Consider the following 14,920-nt stretch of genomic DNA (forward strand, 5'->3'; position numbering starts at 1 on the left):
CAAGGTCCGAGGAGTTCAGGCAGAGCCGTCGGTGACCCGGCGCCGTGGCACGGGGGCGCCGGCGGTCCGGGCCTCCAGGGCGTGCAGGACGGCCACCATGTCCTCGCCGCCGTGGCCCCGCCGCACGGTCTCGTCGTAGAGGGCGTGGCACACGTCGAGCAGCGGGGACGCCAGGCCGGCCTCGCGGGCGGCCTCGGCGATCAGGCGGTTGTTCTTCAGGACGTCCGCGGCGGCGGCCTGGACCGAGAAGTCGCGCTCCAGCAGCTTCGGCGCCTTCCCCCGGGAGACGGCACTGGCCATGGGGCCCGCGTCCAGGACGTCCCGGAGGAGACGCTGGTCGAGTCCGTGCCGCTCGGCGAAGTGGAAGGCCTCGGCAAGCCCCGTGACCACGGCGATCAGGAACAGGTTCACGGAGAACTTCAGCAGCAGGGCGCCCGGGACGGGCCCGCAGCCGAACGTCTCCCGGCACAGCGGCGCGAGCAGCGGCCGGACGGTCGCCACGGCGTCCTCGTCGCCCGCCAGCATCCCGACCAGTTCACCCCGCTCGGCGGGGACCCGGCTGCCGGAGACCGGGGCCTCGACGTAGCGCCCGCCCGCGGCCCGGATGTCCTCCTGGAGGCCGCAGGAGTACTCGGCCGAGGTCGTGCCCATGTGGACGACGGTGCGGCCGGCGACGCGCGGGACGAAGTCGGGGGTGCCGCGCCCCAGCACCGCGTCCACGGACGTCTCGTCGGCCAGCATCAGGAACACGGTGGAGGCACGGTGGAACACGTCGGCGGCGCTCGCCGCCACCTCGGCCCCGGCGGCGCGCAGCGGCTCGCAGCGCTCGGGGGTGCGGTTCCAGACCACGAGCCGGGTCCCGGCGCGAGCGAGGTTCAGGGCCATGGGCCGGCCCATGACCCCGAGACCGATGAAACCGACGTACATGACGCACCGCCTCCCGCGGCTCGCACGGCAGCCGAGCCGTCGCCGCCCTCGACTATGACAGCGGTCATAGTAGCCCTCCTTATGACGACGGTCATAGGGTGGGAGCCGGCGAGGGCGTGCCAGAAGGCCGGCGTGCCGGAGAGCTGAGGGAGGCCGAGCGTGGCGAAGGCGGAACGGGGACCTCGTGAGCGGATGGTCTTCAGCGCGGCCCAGCTCATCCGCCGTGAGGGAGTCGCCGCCACCGGCATGCGCGAGGTCGCCGAGCGCGCCGCGGCCCCGCGCGGCTCGCTCCAGCACTACTTCCCCGGCGGCAAGACGCAGCTGGTCGACGAGGCGGTGGGCTGGGCCGGGCGATACGCCGCGGACCGCGTCGCCCGCTTCCTGGCCCCGCTGTCCGAGCCGACGCCGAGCGCGCTGTTCGCCGCGATGGTGGGGCAGTGGACCGATGAGTACGAGGCCACCGGGTTCGCCGGCGGCTGCCCGGTCGCGGCGGCCACGGTGGACCGCGCGGAGTCGGTCCCCTCCACGCGGGAGGCGGCCTCGGCCGCCTTCGCCACCTGGACCGGTGCGGTCGCCGGGGCCCTGACCGGGATGGGCGTGCCCGAGGAACGGGCCGGCGCACTCGCCACGCTCATGATCAGCAGCCTGGAGGGGGCCATCCTCCTCGCCCGTGCCGAGCGGGACGTCAGGGCCCTGACGACCGTGGCCCGGGAACTGGGCCCGCTCCTCGACGCCGCCATGATCCGGACAACAGGCCCTACTCCTGATACTGCGTGAGATCGATGCCGTACACCGCGAGGTCATGGCCGTGGACCGGGTCCTGAGCGGTGCCTTCGGTCTGCATGCCGAGCTTGTCGAGGACGTTCGCGGAGGCGGTGTCGGCGAGGCGGCGCACGGCCACCACCCGGTCGAGACCCCGGTCCTGAACGGCGAACTCCAGGGTGGCGTGGGCCGCTTCGGAGGCGTAGCCCTGACCCCAGAACACGCGCCCGAGCCGCCAGCTGATCGCCACCTGCCCGGCGATCTCCGCGGGGGACCCGGCCACGGAGAGACCGACGGCGCCCGCCAGCTCACCGGAGCCCAGGAGTTCCACGGCGAACATCCCGAACCCCTCCTCGTCCCACTCCTCCTCCCACGCCTCGATGTCCCGCGCGGTCCGCTCCGCGGAGCGCGGAGCGCCGTCGCCGATGCGGCGCATCACCGCCGGATCGGCGTGGATCTCGGACAGCGGGACGAGGTCGTCCTCCAGCCATCGGCGCAGCAGGAGGCGGGGCGTGCGGATCTCGGTCATGGGCCCATCCTGCCGACGCGGAGGCGAGAGTGCGAACCGCGGCTCGGGATTCCTCATGGACCCGGCTCGTCCTCCCCGTACGGCGCGATCCTGCCCACCGCCGCGACCAGCAGCACCACCGCGGCGATCACGAGGAGCGCCCGGCCGGTGCCCAGCGGCACCAGCAGCAGCGCGCCGAGCGCACCGCCGCCGAAGATCCCGCCCGCGGTGGCAGTCCACCGGGTCCGGGCCAGCCGCTGTTGCGCCGTCATCCCGCGCAGCGCCGCCCAGGGGCGTCTGAGCACGTCGTTGATGAGGTTGGCGATGGCCGACTGGGTCAGCATCGTCGGCATGCCCGGCACATGGACGCGCAGAACGGTGGAGGCACGCACACCCATGGCCAGCGCCACGAGTGCGACGACCCCGTGGTCGTCCTCGGCGGCGATGGCGCCGGTGCCGTATCGCGTCAGGGCCAGCACACCGGCGCACACCAGCAGCACGGCCTCGAAGACGAGCCCGACCGCGATCCACGGCCGTCCGCGCCCGGCGAGCCGCACCAGTACGACCCCCGCGCAGGCCGCCCCGGCCATGAACGCCCCGATCGCGACGGCGGGTCGGGCCACCGGGACGTCGCTCTCCCCGGCGAGCCCGAACGACAGGAAGAGCACGTTGCCGGTCGCGAGCGCGCAGAACACCTTTCCCATGGTCAGGAAGCTCACGGCGTCGACGGCACCGGCCAGCACGGTGAGCACGGTCATGACGGCAACCCGCCGGGCGTGGGGTGCGGGGACCGGGGACGCATCGGACATGCGGCCAGTGTGAGCAGCGCGGGGGGCCCGCCACCGGACCGTGGCCGGGACACGCGGCCGATGGCTACGGGCGGGCTACCGAAGGCGCGGGCGAGGTGAAGCGCTCCCTGTACCCGGGCGGGGAGGCGGCCGTATGTCCTGTCAGGGCTTGAGCCGGGCCGTCAAGCCCTCGAAGTAGCTGCGGTGAAGGGCGGTCAGATCCACCTGCTCGGGGTCGAGCAGCCACAGCAGATGCGCGCCTTCGATGAACGCGGCCGTCTCCGCCGCCAGGAGCGCCGGGTCGAGGCCGGGCCGGGCCGAGCCGTCGGCGACGGCCCGGGTGAACAGGGCGGACAGGTGGGCCCGCAGGGCCCGGCCGCGGTCCCGGAACCAGGTGTGGAGCACGGAGCCGGGCTGGAGGTTCTCCGCGGTGAGCGTGGTGTGCAGCGCGGCCAACTGCCCCTCCGTGGCGGCGGTGTGCTCGGCGTCCCGGACGAACCAGTCGAACGCCTGGTCCAGGGTGGGTTCGGCGTCGGCCGGGACGGACAGCCGCTCCAGGGCGCGCCGGTCGGCTTCCTCCAGCACGGCCCGCACGAGTCCGTCCTTGCTGCCGAAGTGGTGGATGAGAGCCGAGGGCTTCGCACCGGCGCGCTCCGCGATCGCGGCCACTCCGGTGCCGCGCACCCCCTGACGTGCGAACAGTTCGATCGCGGCGTCGACCATGGCGCGTCGACGCGCCACGCCCCGCTTCTGCACCTGCCCCTTGACTCCGGCCATGCGCTCAGGTTGCCCGGACGGCACCCACGGCGTCCAACCCGGCCGGACGGAAAACCCCGTGCGCAGGACGCCGCCAACCATTATCTTGAACGACCATGCGGGAAAATAACCTCGAGAACACGTACACGCACGACCACCCGGCGGGCGACGAACGGATCGTCCGCACCGGCGCATTGGAGCTGTGGGCGGAGAGCTTCGGTGATCCCGGCCACCCACCCGTACTGCTGGTGATGGGCGCACAGGCCCAGGGCATCCAGTGGAACGACGGCATCGTCCGCCGGCTGGTCGACGGCGGCAGACAGGTCCTCCGCTACGACCACCGTGACACCGGTCGCTCCTCCACCGTCGACTTCACCACCCACCCCTACACCGTCGCCGACATGGCCTCGGACGCGCTCGCCGTCCTGGACGCCTTCGACATCCCACGGGCCCACCTGGTGGGGGCGTCCCTCGGCGGCCTGCTCGCCCAGCGGCTGGCCGTCAGCCACGCGTCCCGGGTCCTGACCCTGACGAGCCTGTCCTCACAACCCCTCGGTACGGACACCGCCTCGGCGGTGCGGCGCGCGCTCCAGGGCGAGCCCCCGCTGCCCGGGGAACTGCCGCCGCCCAGCCCCGAACTGCTGGCCGCGCTCACCACGTCCTTCCCCGATCCGAAGGCGGACCTGGAGGAGTACCTCGCCGTCCGGCTGCCGTTGTGGCGGGTCCTGCACGGACGGGTGCTGCCGTTCGACGAGGGCGAGTACCGCGCGATGGAGCAGCGGGTGTACGAGCGGGCGCGTGATCTGACTGCCGGGCTCAACCACACCCTCGCAGGAGCCGCGGGGTCGGGCTCGACGACCGACCTGGCCTCGGTCACCGCACCGACCCTGGTCCTGCACGGCACGGAGGACCCGATGTTCCCGCCCGCACACGCCGAGGCCACCGCCGCCGCCGTCCCCGGCGCCCGCCTCGTGCTGATCGAGGGCATGGGGCACACGCTGCCCAGGGCGCTGGACGAACGCCTGGCGGCCGAGATCCTGCACCACACGTCCTGAGCCCGGGGACCGGGCCGGCCGGGAGGCGCCGCCTTCCGCGCCGGCCCGACGGCGCCTGGAGTTCCGGACACGGCGAGCCACCCAGAGGAGCGATCACATGGTCGGTGTCCCGAGCGCGCGTTGACCTCGTCGGCCATGACCGGCCTGTCATCGCGTGCCGCCCTCGACGTCGCGGCACAGCGAGCCTTCTCCGCCCGGACCACCGACGCATCTGACGTGCGTGCGGTGGCGGGCCTCGTTGCCCGCGACACAAGGGATGCCCGTGCCCTCCGCCTCCTCCGCTGATCCGAACTCCCACCGGTCCGCTCACCCTGGCCTGTGGCGGGACACCGACTTCCGCAGCCTCTGGGTGGGCCAGAGCGCCTCCCAACTCGGGGAACACACAAGCCTGGTGGTCCTGCCGCTGCTGGCCGTCCTGACACTCGACGCCACCGCCGGCGAACTGGGCGTCCTGCGTGCCGCGGGGCAGGCGCCGATCCTGTTGCTGTCCCTCCTCGCCGGTGCCTGGGTGGACAGATGGCGCACCCGCACGACCATGGTGCTCACGGACCTGGGCCGGGCCCTGGCCCTGGGCGCGGTGGCCGCGGCCGGCCTCTTCGGCGCACTCGGCATGCCCGGCCTGCTCGCGCTCGCCTTCACCGTCGGGGCGCTGTCCGTGTTCTTCGACGTCGCCTACCAGGCCTCGCTCGTCCGGCTGGTGGAACGCCACCACCTGGTGCGGGGCAACAGCGCCCTCGAAGGCAGCCGGTCCGCGGCGCAGATCGGCGGACCCGCCCTCGGGGGAGCGCTGGTGTCCCTGCTGTCGGCACCGATCGCCGCCGCCTCCAGCGCACTGTTCTTCACGCTGTCCTGCCTGTCGATCCGGCGGATCCGCCGGGACGAGGCGATGCCGGAGCGCCCGAAGGAGCCCCGCACGGGCGCCGGGCTCGGCGGCACGCACCCCGGCACCACCGCCCCGCGGACGGGGCGGCGCATCATGGAAGGCCTGCGCTTCGTCGCGGCCGACTCCGTGCTCCGGAGCGTGTGCCTGGCTTCTGCCGCGTTCCAGTTCTCCTTCGCGGCCATGATGACGGTCTACCTGCTGTTCCTGCCGCGGGAACTGCACCTGCCGGGCACCGTCGTGGGGCTGGCGCTCGCCGCGGCGGGACCGGGGGCGCTCCTCGGCTCGCTGCTGGCGGCCCGCCTGCCACGCCGGTTCGGGTACGGCCCGGTCCTCGTGTGCGCGGCGGCGCTCGGCGACGGCGCCTTCCTGGGCGTACCCGCTCTGCACAGCGGCTCCCCGGTGACGGTCCCCGTCCTCCTCACGGCCGGCTTCGTCTTCGGGCTCGGCGGCCAGCTGGTGAACGTCACCGTCATGGCCGTACGGCAGGCCGTCACTCCGGACGGACTGCAGGGCCGCGCGGCGGCCACGATCACCTTCGCCGGCATGGGCCTGGCCCCGCTCGGCTCCCTGGCCGGTGGACACCTCGCGGGGGAGTGGGGGCTGCGCACCGCCCTGCTGGTGACGGCCGCGGGCATGCTGCTGTCCCCGCTCGTGATGGCCCTCTCCCCGCTCGCCCGTCCGGGGCGTGAGCTTCCGGCCCCGCACCACACACCGCCGGCGGCCGGCCGGACACCGCCCCCGGACGCCGCGCGGGACACCTGATCGTCCCGGGTGGAACCGGGACATATGGAAGGCTGGAAGGGTGAGGTCGACAGGCCTAAGGGGCGAATGTGATGAGCCGAGCCAAACAGCCTCCGGACGGTGATCCGCAGGAGGCGGCATCCGGCCCGAGCGGGCTGATGGACCTCCTGGGCGTCGCCGCGGTGCTCGTGGAGGCCGACGGGCGCATCGACATGTGGAGCCCCCAGGCCGAGGAACTGTTCGGCTACACCTTCGACGAAGCGGTCGGACAGTTCGCGGCCGCCCTGCTGATCCACCCCAAGGACCGCAAGGCGGGCCTCGCGCTGTTCGCCGAGGTGATGGAGACCGGCCGGGGGTGGGCGGGGACCTTCCCCGTGCGGCGCAAGGACGGCACCACCCGGACCGTGGAGTTCCGCAACATGCGGCTGACGGACAACGTCGGCGACCACTACGCGCTCGGGCTCGCCACCGACCGGGCCACCGTGCAGCAGGTCGAGCGCAAGGTCGCGCTGTCCAGCCAGCTGGTCACCCAGGCGCCCATCGGCCTGTCCGTCCTGGACTCCGAGCTGCGGTACGTGGCCGTCAACGGAGCCCTGGCCGCCATGCACGGCGTCCCGGAGACCGAGCACGTGGGCCGCCACTTCCGGGAGATCCTGCCCGGCGCGCCCTTCACGACCGCCGAGAACCAGATGAAGGAGGTCCTGGAGACCGGCCGGCCCCTGGTCGACGAGCAGGTGGTGGGCCGCACCCGGGCCGACCCCGACCACGACCACGCCTGGGCCGTGTCGTTCTACCGGCTCGAAGGCCCGGGCGGACAGGTGCTGGGCATCGCCAACGTGGTCGTGGACGTCACCGACCGCTATGAGTCGGACATGAAGGCCGACCGGGCCCAGCAGCGCCTGCGCCTCATGGCCGACGGCTCGGCCCGCATCGGGACCACCCTCGAAGTGGACCGGACCGCCCAGGAACTGGCCGACGTCCTGGTGCCCGACCTGGCCGACATGATCGCGGTCGACATCCTGGACTCCGTGCTGCGCACGGGCCGCCCGGACCGCGGCGAGGGCCCGGCACTGCTGCGCGCCCTGGCGGTCAAGACGGCCTACCCCACCAACGCCTCAGAGGCGATCATCGCCCCCGGCCACCTCACGACCTACCACACCGACCATCCGGCGGCGCACTGCCTCCGCACCCGCAAGCCCCTGCTGATCACCCACCTCGACAGCAGTGACCTCAGCCGGATCGCGACCGACGACCACGCCGCCGGGCTGCTCGCCGAAGCCGGGGTCCACACCGACATGGCCGTCCCGCTCATCGCCCGCGGCGAGATCATCGGAGTGATGGGCCTGGCCCGCGCGCGCAACCCGCAGCCCTTCGACGAGGACGACCTCACCCTCGCCTGCGAGCTGGCCTCCTCCGCCGCGCTGAGCATCGACAACGCCATCCTGCACCAGCACATCCGCAGCGCCGCCGAGACCCTCCAGCGCAGCCTGCTGCCCCGGCCCTCGCCCCGCCGCCCCGGCCTGGAGATCGCCGCCCGCTACCGGCCCGCGCAGGCCTTCAGCGAGGTCGGCGGCGACTGGTACGACATCATCCCCCTCAGCGGGGACCGCACCGCCCTGGCGGTCGGCGACGTCATGGGCAGCGGCATCCCGGCCGCCACCGCCATGGGCCGGCTGCGCACCGCCACCTCCACCCTCGCCGACCTCGACCTGGCACCGAGCCGGATCCTCACCCACCTCGACAAGATCACCGAGGGCCTCGACCCCTACATCGCCACCTGCGTGTACGCCGTCTACGACCCGCACGAGCACCTCGTACAGGTGGCCTGCGCCGGCCACCTGCCCCCGGTCCTGGTGCGCTCCGGCGGGCCACCCGAACTGCTCGACCTGCCCACCGGTACCCCCCTGGGCGTCGGCAGCGGCCCCTTCGAGACCTCGGCCATCGAGATGCGCCCCGGCGATCAGCTGATCCTCTACACCGACGGCCTGGTGGAGACCCGCGACGAACCCATCGACAAACGCCTGGACCACCTCCTGCGCCTGCTGGCCCCACCGCACCCCTCCGCCGAGGAGACCTGCGACCGGCTGCTCCAGCAACTGCGGCAGCCCGCCGACCATGACGACGTCGCCCTGCTCATCGCCCATGCGCAGCCCCTGACCGCGCGGTGAGCCGATCCCGGACCCGTCGCGGTCGCCGGTGTGTGCGAAGCGGCCCCCGGTGTTATTCAATGAGGTGTGCGGTCAGGGACTCGGGGCTCCGCCGCACGGGTCCGAGAACAACCCCGGCACCACCCGCACCGGGGATTGCTGAGAGAGCCGTATGGACTCCACACCCTCGCCCTCGTCCTCCTCGGCGTTCGACCTGGTCAGCCGCGCTCTGGGGCGCTACATCCCGCGTGGCGGAGCGGCAGCGCCCGTCCGCACCGCCGAAGCGCCGGGCGATCCCGTCGCCCGCCCGGCCCCCGAGAACCCGGCTGCCGGCCGTCAGGAGCAGATCCTCGGCGCGCTCAACCTGGACACGGACCTGATCATCACCCGCTGCAATCTGGAAGCGCCGGTGTTCGCGGGTCTGGACGCGGGAGCCGGGAAGCCGTTCGTCGATCTCCTGCCCCCCGGTGACGTGCCGACGGTCACCCGGCGGCTGCGGCAGGTCATCGACAGCGGCGAGGCGCACGTCGCCCGCATCCAGCGACTGCGGCGGGGCGACGGGTCGGAGCTGGTGGTCTCCATGAGCATCCTGCCCGCCGCGGCACCCGAAGAGGGCCTGACCGTCTCGGTGATCGCCATGGCCAGGAGGCTCCACCTCTACGCCGCCGAGACCGCCATCGGCACCTCACTGGACATCGGGGAAACGGCCCAGTCGCTGGCGGAGTCCCTGCTGGCCTGGGGAGACGTGGCCGCCGTCGACCTCGACTTCGCCGTGTGGACGGGCGAGGGCGTCACCGGAAAGGCACAGGGGCGCATCCACCTGCGGCGGGCGGCCCTGGTACCGGACCGGGTGTGGCCCGAGGGCTACTTGGTCCCGGGCGACGATCTGCCCGGGGACGCCAGCCGCCTGCTGGCCCAGGCGGTACTGCGCGACGACGCCCCGCAGACCATCGTCATCCCCGACCGTGAGGCCCTCGAGCGGGTCTTCGGCAGTCCACGCGTGGTGCGTGCCCTGGTGCCCGGCGACCGGTCGGCGGGTCTGGCCTGCATACCCCTGGTCCTGGACGGCGCACCGCCCGTCGTGCTGGGGGTGGCGGAGGTCTGGCGGCGGGCGGACTGCCCCTTCCGTGACGGCGAACTGTTCGACCTGCAAGAGCTGGTGGCCCGCACCGCCCACCACGTCGACCTGGCCCGTCAGCACCAGCGCGAGCACACCCAGGTGCTGGCCCTGCAACGCCGGCTCCTGCCCCGGGCCGGCGACGACACCATCGACATCGCCAGCGTCTACCAGCCCGCCACCCCCGACAGCGCGGGCGTCGGCGGCGACTGGGTGAACAGCTTCCCGCTGCCCGACGGCCGAACCGCGCTGGTCGTCGGTGACGTCGTCGGACACGGTCTGGGAGCCGCGGCCACCATGGGCCAGCTCAGCATGGAGGCCCGTGCGCTGCTGTCCGCCGGCCTCGCGCCCGACCAGGTGCTGGAGCACCTGGACGAGACCGTGACGGTGCTGGACGACGCGGAGTCCGGACTGGCCGCCGGCTACAGCGCCCTGGGCTCGACGTGCTGCATCGCCCTCTACGACCCGGTGAGCCACCAGGTGACGCTGTCCAGCGCCGGGCACCTCCCCCCGGTCCTGGTCACCCCGGACGGGCGCGCGGGCCCGCTCTCCATCCGGCCCCACCCCGGCCTGGGCGCCGAGTTCGCGCTGCGGGAGCCGTTCGACGTGTACACCATCGGCGTGCCGCCGGGCTCCATGCTCGCGCTCTACACCGACGGCGTGGTGGAGGACCGTACCCTGTCGATCGACGAGGGCATCGACAGGCTGTCGGACATCCTGTCCACGGTGCACCCCTGGGACACCCTGCAGCAGGCCGCGCGGCGCGTCGTCGCCACGCTGGCGCCCGCGCCGCAGCGCGACGACGTGACCCTGCTGCTCGCACGGATGATCGGCTACCGCAAGGAGGACACCGCGACCTGGCGGCTGCCCGCCCGCAGCGACGCCCCCGGCCGGGCCCGCGAGCAGGTCGCCGCGCTGCTGGGCCGGTGGGGGGCCAGGGACGACACCCGGGACAACGCGCTGCTGCTGGTGAGCGAGCTGGTCACGAACGCGGTGCGGTTCGCCGAGGGGCCCGTCACGGTGCGGCTGATCAGGGCCGGACACGGCCTGCTGTGCGAGGTGGGCGACAGCGGCAACGGCCGACCACGCCTGAGGCGGGGCGATCTGCTCGACAACGGCGGCCGGGGCCTGAGCATCGTGCACCGGCTCACCACCCGGTGGGGGGTGCGGTGGACGGACACCGGGAAGGTCGTCTGGGCCGAGGTCGCGAGGTGACCCGGTCGGGCCACCTGCTGCCGGCCCGCTACAGCCACTGTCCTTCCAGGGCGGTGGCGGTGAGCCCCGGAGCCGCCGCGTACAGCACGGCGCGGTCGCCCGGCTTCTGCCGTCCGGCGTCGTGCGCCCGCCGCAGGATGTCGAACACGGCGGCGCCTCCGCGATTGCCGCTGGTGTAGCTGTCCCGGCTGTAGTCCAGCAGTCCTGAGGGCCATGTGTCGGGCATCGTCTGCTCCATGTACTCCAGCACGCGGGTCCCGCCGGGGTGCGCGAGCAGTACGTCGGGGTGCCAGGCGTCGGGGTCGTCCTGGTACCGAATGCGCAGCCACTCCCACATCGCGGTGACCGTTTCCTGTACGGCACGCGGCCCACGCCGGTCCATCACGAAGTGGGTGCCGTCCTCCCGGGTCTCCAGGCGGTGCAGGTCCTGGGTGCCGGGCAGGGTGTGGTGCCAGGCGGAGTCCAGCCGCAGCACCGACTCGGGCCTCGGACGGCCCGTGACCACCGCGGCGACGGCGGTGTCCGCGAACAGCAACCGGACGATCAGGGACTCCAGGGTGTCGTCCGCGGGCTGGTAGGTCGTGCTCAGGGCCTCCGAGATGACGACCAGGACCACCCGGTCGGGGTCGGCGGCCACGAGGTCGGCCGCCAGCGCCAGCGAGCGGGTCCCGGCGATGCAGGCCCACTGCGTGGCCGGCAACAGCATCGTGTCGCCGCGCAGCGACAGCCTGTTGGCCAGGGACATGTCCAGGCCCGGCAGTGCGGGGGTGGTGGAGTGACTGGTGATCAGGCAGTCGACGTCCGCCGCGTCCAGCCCGGCGATCTGCAGGGCCCCGCGCGCCGCGCGCTCCCCGTAGGCCTGCACGGCCTCCCAGGCGGGCGCGGTGCGTTCCTGGACGGTCTGGGGCGTGGGTACGGTCTCCAGGGCGGCGATCGCGCGGTCCACGTCCTGTCGGCTGAACCCGCCCCCAAGCAGCGCCTCTTGGGCGGGCTCGACGCCGACGTGGCGCAGGGCGCCGCCCGCGCCGGGGGCGACGGCGTTCTCCAGGGGCAGCATCCACCCGCGGGTCGCTATGCCGGTACTGGCCGCGATGCCGTCGACCCGCGGCGCCCACGCCGCATCGGGGTGCCGGTCGCTCACCTCCGCCACGATCTCGCTGGTCTTCACGGCGTGCTCGCCGTGTATCACGGCAGGCGGGCAGAGGTATGCGGCCATGATGGGGCACCTTCCGAGGGGCGGGGAGAATGTCACGAGGGCTGTGTCCTGGGTCACTTTCGAGTGTGTGCCCAAGGGATTGCCGAGGGGCCCCACTTCGGGAGCCGACGTCCGGTTCGAGCATGGACGCCAAATGGACATTTCCGCTGTGATGCAGACAACTTAGGCGGAACTTTTCGGGTGTGACACGGCACACAGCGCCTCATCGGAAGGGGTGTTCCCGCTTTCAGTGCGGGAGCGGCTCCAGCTTGCAGCGGAAGTGGCGCAGGAGCGGCGGCTGTTCGACCAGGCGGTAGCCGGGGATCCGCTCCTTGTCCTTGACCGTGGCCGCGAATACCTCGCCGACGTAGTTCAGGTGCCCGAGGCCGTACGTCCGGCGGGGGAGCGCGAGCCGGACCAGCTCGTAGGGTGCCGCGGCGACCGGGGTGCCGTTCTCGTCCTCGCTGCCGAGGTAGAGGGAACCCAGCTCCACCGAGCGGATGCCGCCTTCGAGGTAGAGCCGGCAGGCGAGCGCGTGGCCCGGAAAGCGGTGTGCGGGGATGTGCGGAAGCAGACGGCCCGCGTTGAGGTAGAGGGCGTGCAGCCCCGGGGGCTCGACGATGTCGATGCCGGCCTCGCGGGCCAGGCCGGCCAGATGCCGGGCGGCATCGGCGCGGGCCCGGAGGTAGCCGGGTTCCGTCACCTCGAGCAGGCCCTGGGCGACCATGTCCAGGTCCCGGCCGGCCAGACCGCCGTAGGTGGGAAAGCCTTCCGTGGCGATGAGCAGCAGCTCGCACCGCTCGGCCAGGGCGCGGTCACGCAGGCCGAGGAAGCCGCCGATGTGGACGATGCCGTCCTTCTTCGCGCTCATCAGACACCCGTCGGCCATCCGGAACGCCTGCTCGGCGACCTGTCGGGGACTCATGTCCCGGTAGCCGGCCTCGTGCTGGGTGACCAGCCAGGCGTTCTCGGCGAAGCGCGCGGCGTCGAGGAAGAGCGGCACCGCGTGCTCCCGGCACAGGGCGGCCGCTCGGGCGAGATTGTCCATGGAGACGGGCTGGCCGGCTTCGCCGTTGTTGGTCAGCGTCATGATGACCAGGGCGATCCGGGAGGCGTCGGGGCCCCGCAGGGCCTCCTCCAGCCGACACAGATCGATGTTGCCCTTGAACGGCTCGTCGCTGTCCAGGTCCCGGGCCTGCGGGCAGGGCAGATCCACCGCCTGACACCCGGTCAGCTCGACGTTGGCACGCGTGGTGTCGAAGTGGGTGTTGCTGAGCGTGATCCGCCCCGGCGTGAGCAGGGCGGAGAAGAGGATCCGTTCCGCCGCCCGGCCCTGGTGGACCGGCAGGACGCAGGGGTAGGAGGTCAGGTCACGGACCACGTCCCGGAAGTGGTAGAACGACCGGGATCCGGCATACGACTCGTCACCGGCCATGCCCGCGGCCCACTGCGCTGCCGACAGGGCACCCGTGCCGGAGTCCGTGAGAAGGTCGATCGTGACCTCGTCGGCCCGCAGTCCGAACAGGTTGTGGTGCACACGGCGCAGGGCCCGCTCGCGCTGGGCCCGCGTCGTCACCGGAATCGGCTCGACGACCTTGATCCTGTAGGGCTCCACTACCTCGCCCACCCTTCCTGAACGCGGTTCGTGGCGCGCGGAGGGCGGACCGCGTAGGCCTCCGGCGAGAAGTAGACGTTCACCCGCGGCGGTTGCCACGTGCTCTGCGCGAGGGACACGTACGTGATCAGTCCCACCCCGTCGCACGGGCGGCGCGACGTCATCGCCGCCCACGCGGGGTCGAGGACACCGGGATCCATGCTGTGACGCCGCAGCACGGCCACGGCCCGGTCCCGGGCGACCTCGTCGTCCGGCGCGTGGTCGCGGACCGGTACGTGCACGGTGCAGCCACTCGGGTGTGCCCGGTCCCGCTCGGTGTAGGACAGACAGGACACCAGGGGCCGGTGAACGAAGCGTCCGGGACCGCCCGCCACGACGCGGCAGAACTCGCCCGCCCGCTCCGCCGCTTCCCCGGGCAGCAGGCGCGACACCGAGTGCGCCTCGGCGGCGGTGCTGCCGTGGTGGGCGACGTAGACCTTCACCCGTGGTGAGTGCCAACGGCCCAAGTCGAGCGCGAAGAACAGGATCTCGTCCTTGTCCTGACCGCGGGGCATGGCCCGGTCCCGCAGCGCGGGCCATGCCCGGCCGAATCCGAACCGGTTCAGTGCCTCCTCCGTGACCTGCGCGGACCGCTCTCTGCCCCCGGCCTGCGGATCGACGTACACCTTGATGCCCACGGGCAGGTCCTGCCGCAGATCCATCGCGCACCACAGCGCGAACGAACCGTCCATCACGGACGGGAAGAACAAGTCCTCGACCCGGCGCACCGGTTCGGTCGAGAAGTCGCGCCGTGCGGCCAGTGCCTCCAGGGCCTGCCGGCCGAGGCGGCCGTTCTCCTCGAGCGTGCCGGCCGAGCAACCGGGTTCGACCAGCAGGCGCAGGGACACCGGGCTCCCGGCCGAGAACGCCAGGGAGAACTCCACCGGGGAGTGGTCGTCGCAGACGAACGAGCGTGAGGGCGGGCCCGCCGCGAGGGGCCGGCCGGCCGCGGGACCGAGCAGGTCGAGCAGATCGGACAGGGCCCGAGCGGAGCCGTCGCCGCGGGCCGCGAACCCGGCCGCGCCGCACATGCGCCGCATCTGCCCTCTCAGATGCTCGCCCAGGGTCACCGCGGTGCGAGGTGCCGGGGACGACGTCCGCCCGGGGGCGGAGCGCGGGTGTCGGGGGTTGCTCAAAGCCATGTGTGGACTCCGGGACCGTGTGCCGTGAAC

At 73.0% G+C, this 14,920-nt stretch carries 12 protein-coding genes; 5 read left to right on the forward strand and 7 right to left on the reverse strand.

All coding sequences use genetic code 11. The annotated features are described in order from the left end of the window. Nucleotides 1-15 precede the first annotated feature (15 nt). Nucleotides 16-927 (reverse strand): NAD(P)-binding domain-containing protein, encoded by a 912-nt coding sequence (locus ACFZDE_RS04160; protein WP_391197166.1) that lies wholly within the window; start codon nt 925-927, stop codon nt 16-18. Between the two features lie 159 nt (nt 928-1,086). Between ACFZDE_RS04160 and ACFZDE_RS04165 the strand changes: the two genes are divergently transcribed. Further along, on the forward strand, nt 1,087-1,704 hold the full coding sequence (locus ACFZDE_RS04165; RefSeq protein WP_391197168.1) for a TetR family transcriptional regulator C-terminal domain-containing protein: 618 nt from the start codon (nt 1,087-1,089) through the stop codon (nt 1,702-1,704). On the opposite strand, the gene ACFZDE_RS04170 is transcribed toward ACFZDE_RS04165, so the two are convergent. From ACFZDE_RS04170 to ACFZDE_RS04180, 3 genes are all read right to left on the reverse strand, one after another. Beyond that, on the reverse strand, nt 1,685-2,218 hold the full coding sequence (locus tag ACFZDE_RS04170) for a GNAT family N-acetyltransferase (RefSeq protein WP_390990116.1): 534 nt from the start codon (nt 2,216-2,218) through the stop codon (nt 1,685-1,687). The two genes, ACFZDE_RS04165 and ACFZDE_RS04170, sit on opposite strands and share 20 nt — an antisense overlap. A gap of 53 nt (nt 2,219-2,271) precedes the next feature. Beyond that, entirely contained in the window at nt 2,272-3,006 is a 735-nt protein-coding gene (locus ACFZDE_RS04175; protein ID WP_391197171.1) for a DUF1275 family protein, read from the reverse strand. A gap of 141 nt (nt 3,007-3,147) precedes the next feature. Then, nucleotides 3,148-3,762: a TetR family transcriptional regulator gene (locus tag ACFZDE_RS04180; RefSeq protein ID WP_390990111.1), complete on the reverse strand. Its 615-nt coding sequence runs from the start codon at nt 3,760-3,762 to the stop codon at nt 3,148-3,150. A gap of 95 nt (nt 3,763-3,857) precedes the next feature. Here ACFZDE_RS04180 and ACFZDE_RS04185 point away from each other — a divergent pair, with 95 nt between their 5' ends. The 4 genes from ACFZDE_RS04185 to ACFZDE_RS04200 all read left to right on the forward strand — a co-directional run bounded on the left by ACFZDE_RS04185 (nt 3,858) and on the right by ACFZDE_RS04200 (nt 10,899). Further along, nucleotides 3,858-4,796 (forward strand): alpha/beta fold hydrolase, encoded by a 939-nt coding sequence (locus ACFZDE_RS04185; protein WP_391197174.1) that lies wholly within the window; start codon nt 3,858-3,860, stop codon nt 4,794-4,796. Nucleotides 4,797-5,052: 256 nt separating this feature from the next. Continuing rightward, on the forward strand, nt 5,053-6,441 hold the full coding sequence (locus ACFZDE_RS04190) for an MFS transporter (protein ID WP_391197177.1): 1,389 nt from the start codon (nt 5,053-5,055) through the stop codon (nt 6,439-6,441). Between the two features lie 71 nt (nt 6,442-6,512). Further along, the gene (locus tag ACFZDE_RS04195) at nt 6,513-8,588 is read left to right on the forward strand and encodes a SpoIIE family protein phosphatase (protein WP_391197180.1); all 2,076 of its coding nucleotides are present in this window, start codon (nt 6,513-6,515) and stop codon (nt 8,586-8,588) included. Between the two features lie 151 nt (nt 8,589-8,739). Then, nucleotides 8,740-10,899: a SpoIIE family protein phosphatase gene (locus ACFZDE_RS04200; RefSeq protein WP_391197183.1), complete on the forward strand. Its 2,160-nt coding sequence runs from the start codon at nt 8,740-8,742 to the stop codon at nt 10,897-10,899. Between the two features lie 28 nt (nt 10,900-10,927). Here the strand turns inward: ACFZDE_RS04200 and ACFZDE_RS04205 are convergent, their stop codons facing one another. The 3 genes from ACFZDE_RS04205 to ACFZDE_RS04215 form a co-directional block, all read right to left on the reverse strand. Further along, on the reverse strand, nt 10,928-12,115 hold the full coding sequence (locus ACFZDE_RS04205; RefSeq protein ID WP_391197185.1) for a type III polyketide synthase: 1,188 nt from the start codon (nt 12,113-12,115) through the stop codon (nt 10,928-10,930). A 226-nt stretch (nt 12,116-12,341) separates the two neighbouring features. Beyond that, nucleotides 12,342-13,709, reverse strand: coding sequence for a tryptophanase (locus ACFZDE_RS04210; protein ID WP_391197188.1), 1,368 nt, complete (start codon nt 13,707-13,709; stop codon nt 12,342-12,344). Next, a complete protein-coding gene (locus ACFZDE_RS04215; protein WP_391197189.1) occupies nt 13,709-14,890 on the reverse strand; it encodes a tryptophan dimethylallyltransferase family protein in 1,182 nt (393 codons plus the stop codon). Before ACFZDE_RS04215 ends, ACFZDE_RS04210 begins: the two co-directional genes overlap by 1 nt. Nucleotides 14,891-14,920: the final 30 nt, after the last annotated feature.

The organism is Streptomyces sp. NPDC007929, from assembly GCF_042959065.1.
GTDB lineage: Bacteria > Actinomycetota > Actinomycetes > Streptomycetales > Streptomycetaceae > Streptomyces.

What these genes read in the sequence shown, in the direction of transcription:
- ACFZDE_RS04160 (WP_391197166.1), bottom strand. Translation starts at nt 927, where the DNA reads ATGTACGTCGGTTTCATCGGTCTCGGGGTCATGGGCCGGCCCATGGCC.
- ACFZDE_RS04170 (WP_390990116.1), bottom strand. Translation starts at nt 2,218, where the DNA reads ATGACCGAGATCCGCACGCCCCGCCTCCTGCTGCGCCGATGGCTGGAG.
- ACFZDE_RS04175 (WP_391197171.1), bottom strand. Translation starts at nt 3,006, where the DNA reads ATGTCCGATGCGTCCCCGGTCCCCGCACCCCACGCCCGGCGGGTTGCC.
- ACFZDE_RS04180 (WP_390990111.1), bottom strand. Translation starts at nt 3,762, where the DNA reads ATGGCCGGAGTCAAGGGGCAGGTGCAGAAGCGGGGCGTGGCGCGTCGA.
- ACFZDE_RS04185 (WP_391197174.1), top strand. Translation starts at nt 3,858, where the DNA reads ATGCGGGAAAATAACCTCGAGAACACGTACACGCACGACCACCCGGCG.
- ACFZDE_RS04190 (WP_391197177.1), top strand. Translation starts at nt 5,053, where the DNA reads ATGCCCGTGCCCTCCGCCTCCTCCGCTGATCCGAACTCCCACCGGTCC.
- ACFZDE_RS04195 (WP_391197180.1), top strand. Translation starts at nt 6,513, where the DNA reads ATGAGCCGAGCCAAACAGCCTCCGGACGGTGATCCGCAGGAGGCGGCA.
- ACFZDE_RS04200 (WP_391197183.1), top strand. Translation starts at nt 8,740, where the DNA reads ATGGACTCCACACCCTCGCCCTCGTCCTCCTCGGCGTTCGACCTGGTC.
- ACFZDE_RS04205 (WP_391197185.1), bottom strand. Translation starts at nt 12,115, where the DNA reads ATGGCCGCATACCTCTGCCCGCCTGCCGTGATACACGGCGAGCACGCC.
- ACFZDE_RS04215 (WP_391197189.1), bottom strand. Translation starts at nt 14,890, where the DNA reads ATGGCTTTGAGCAACCCCCGACACCCGCGCTCCGCCCCCGGGCGGACG.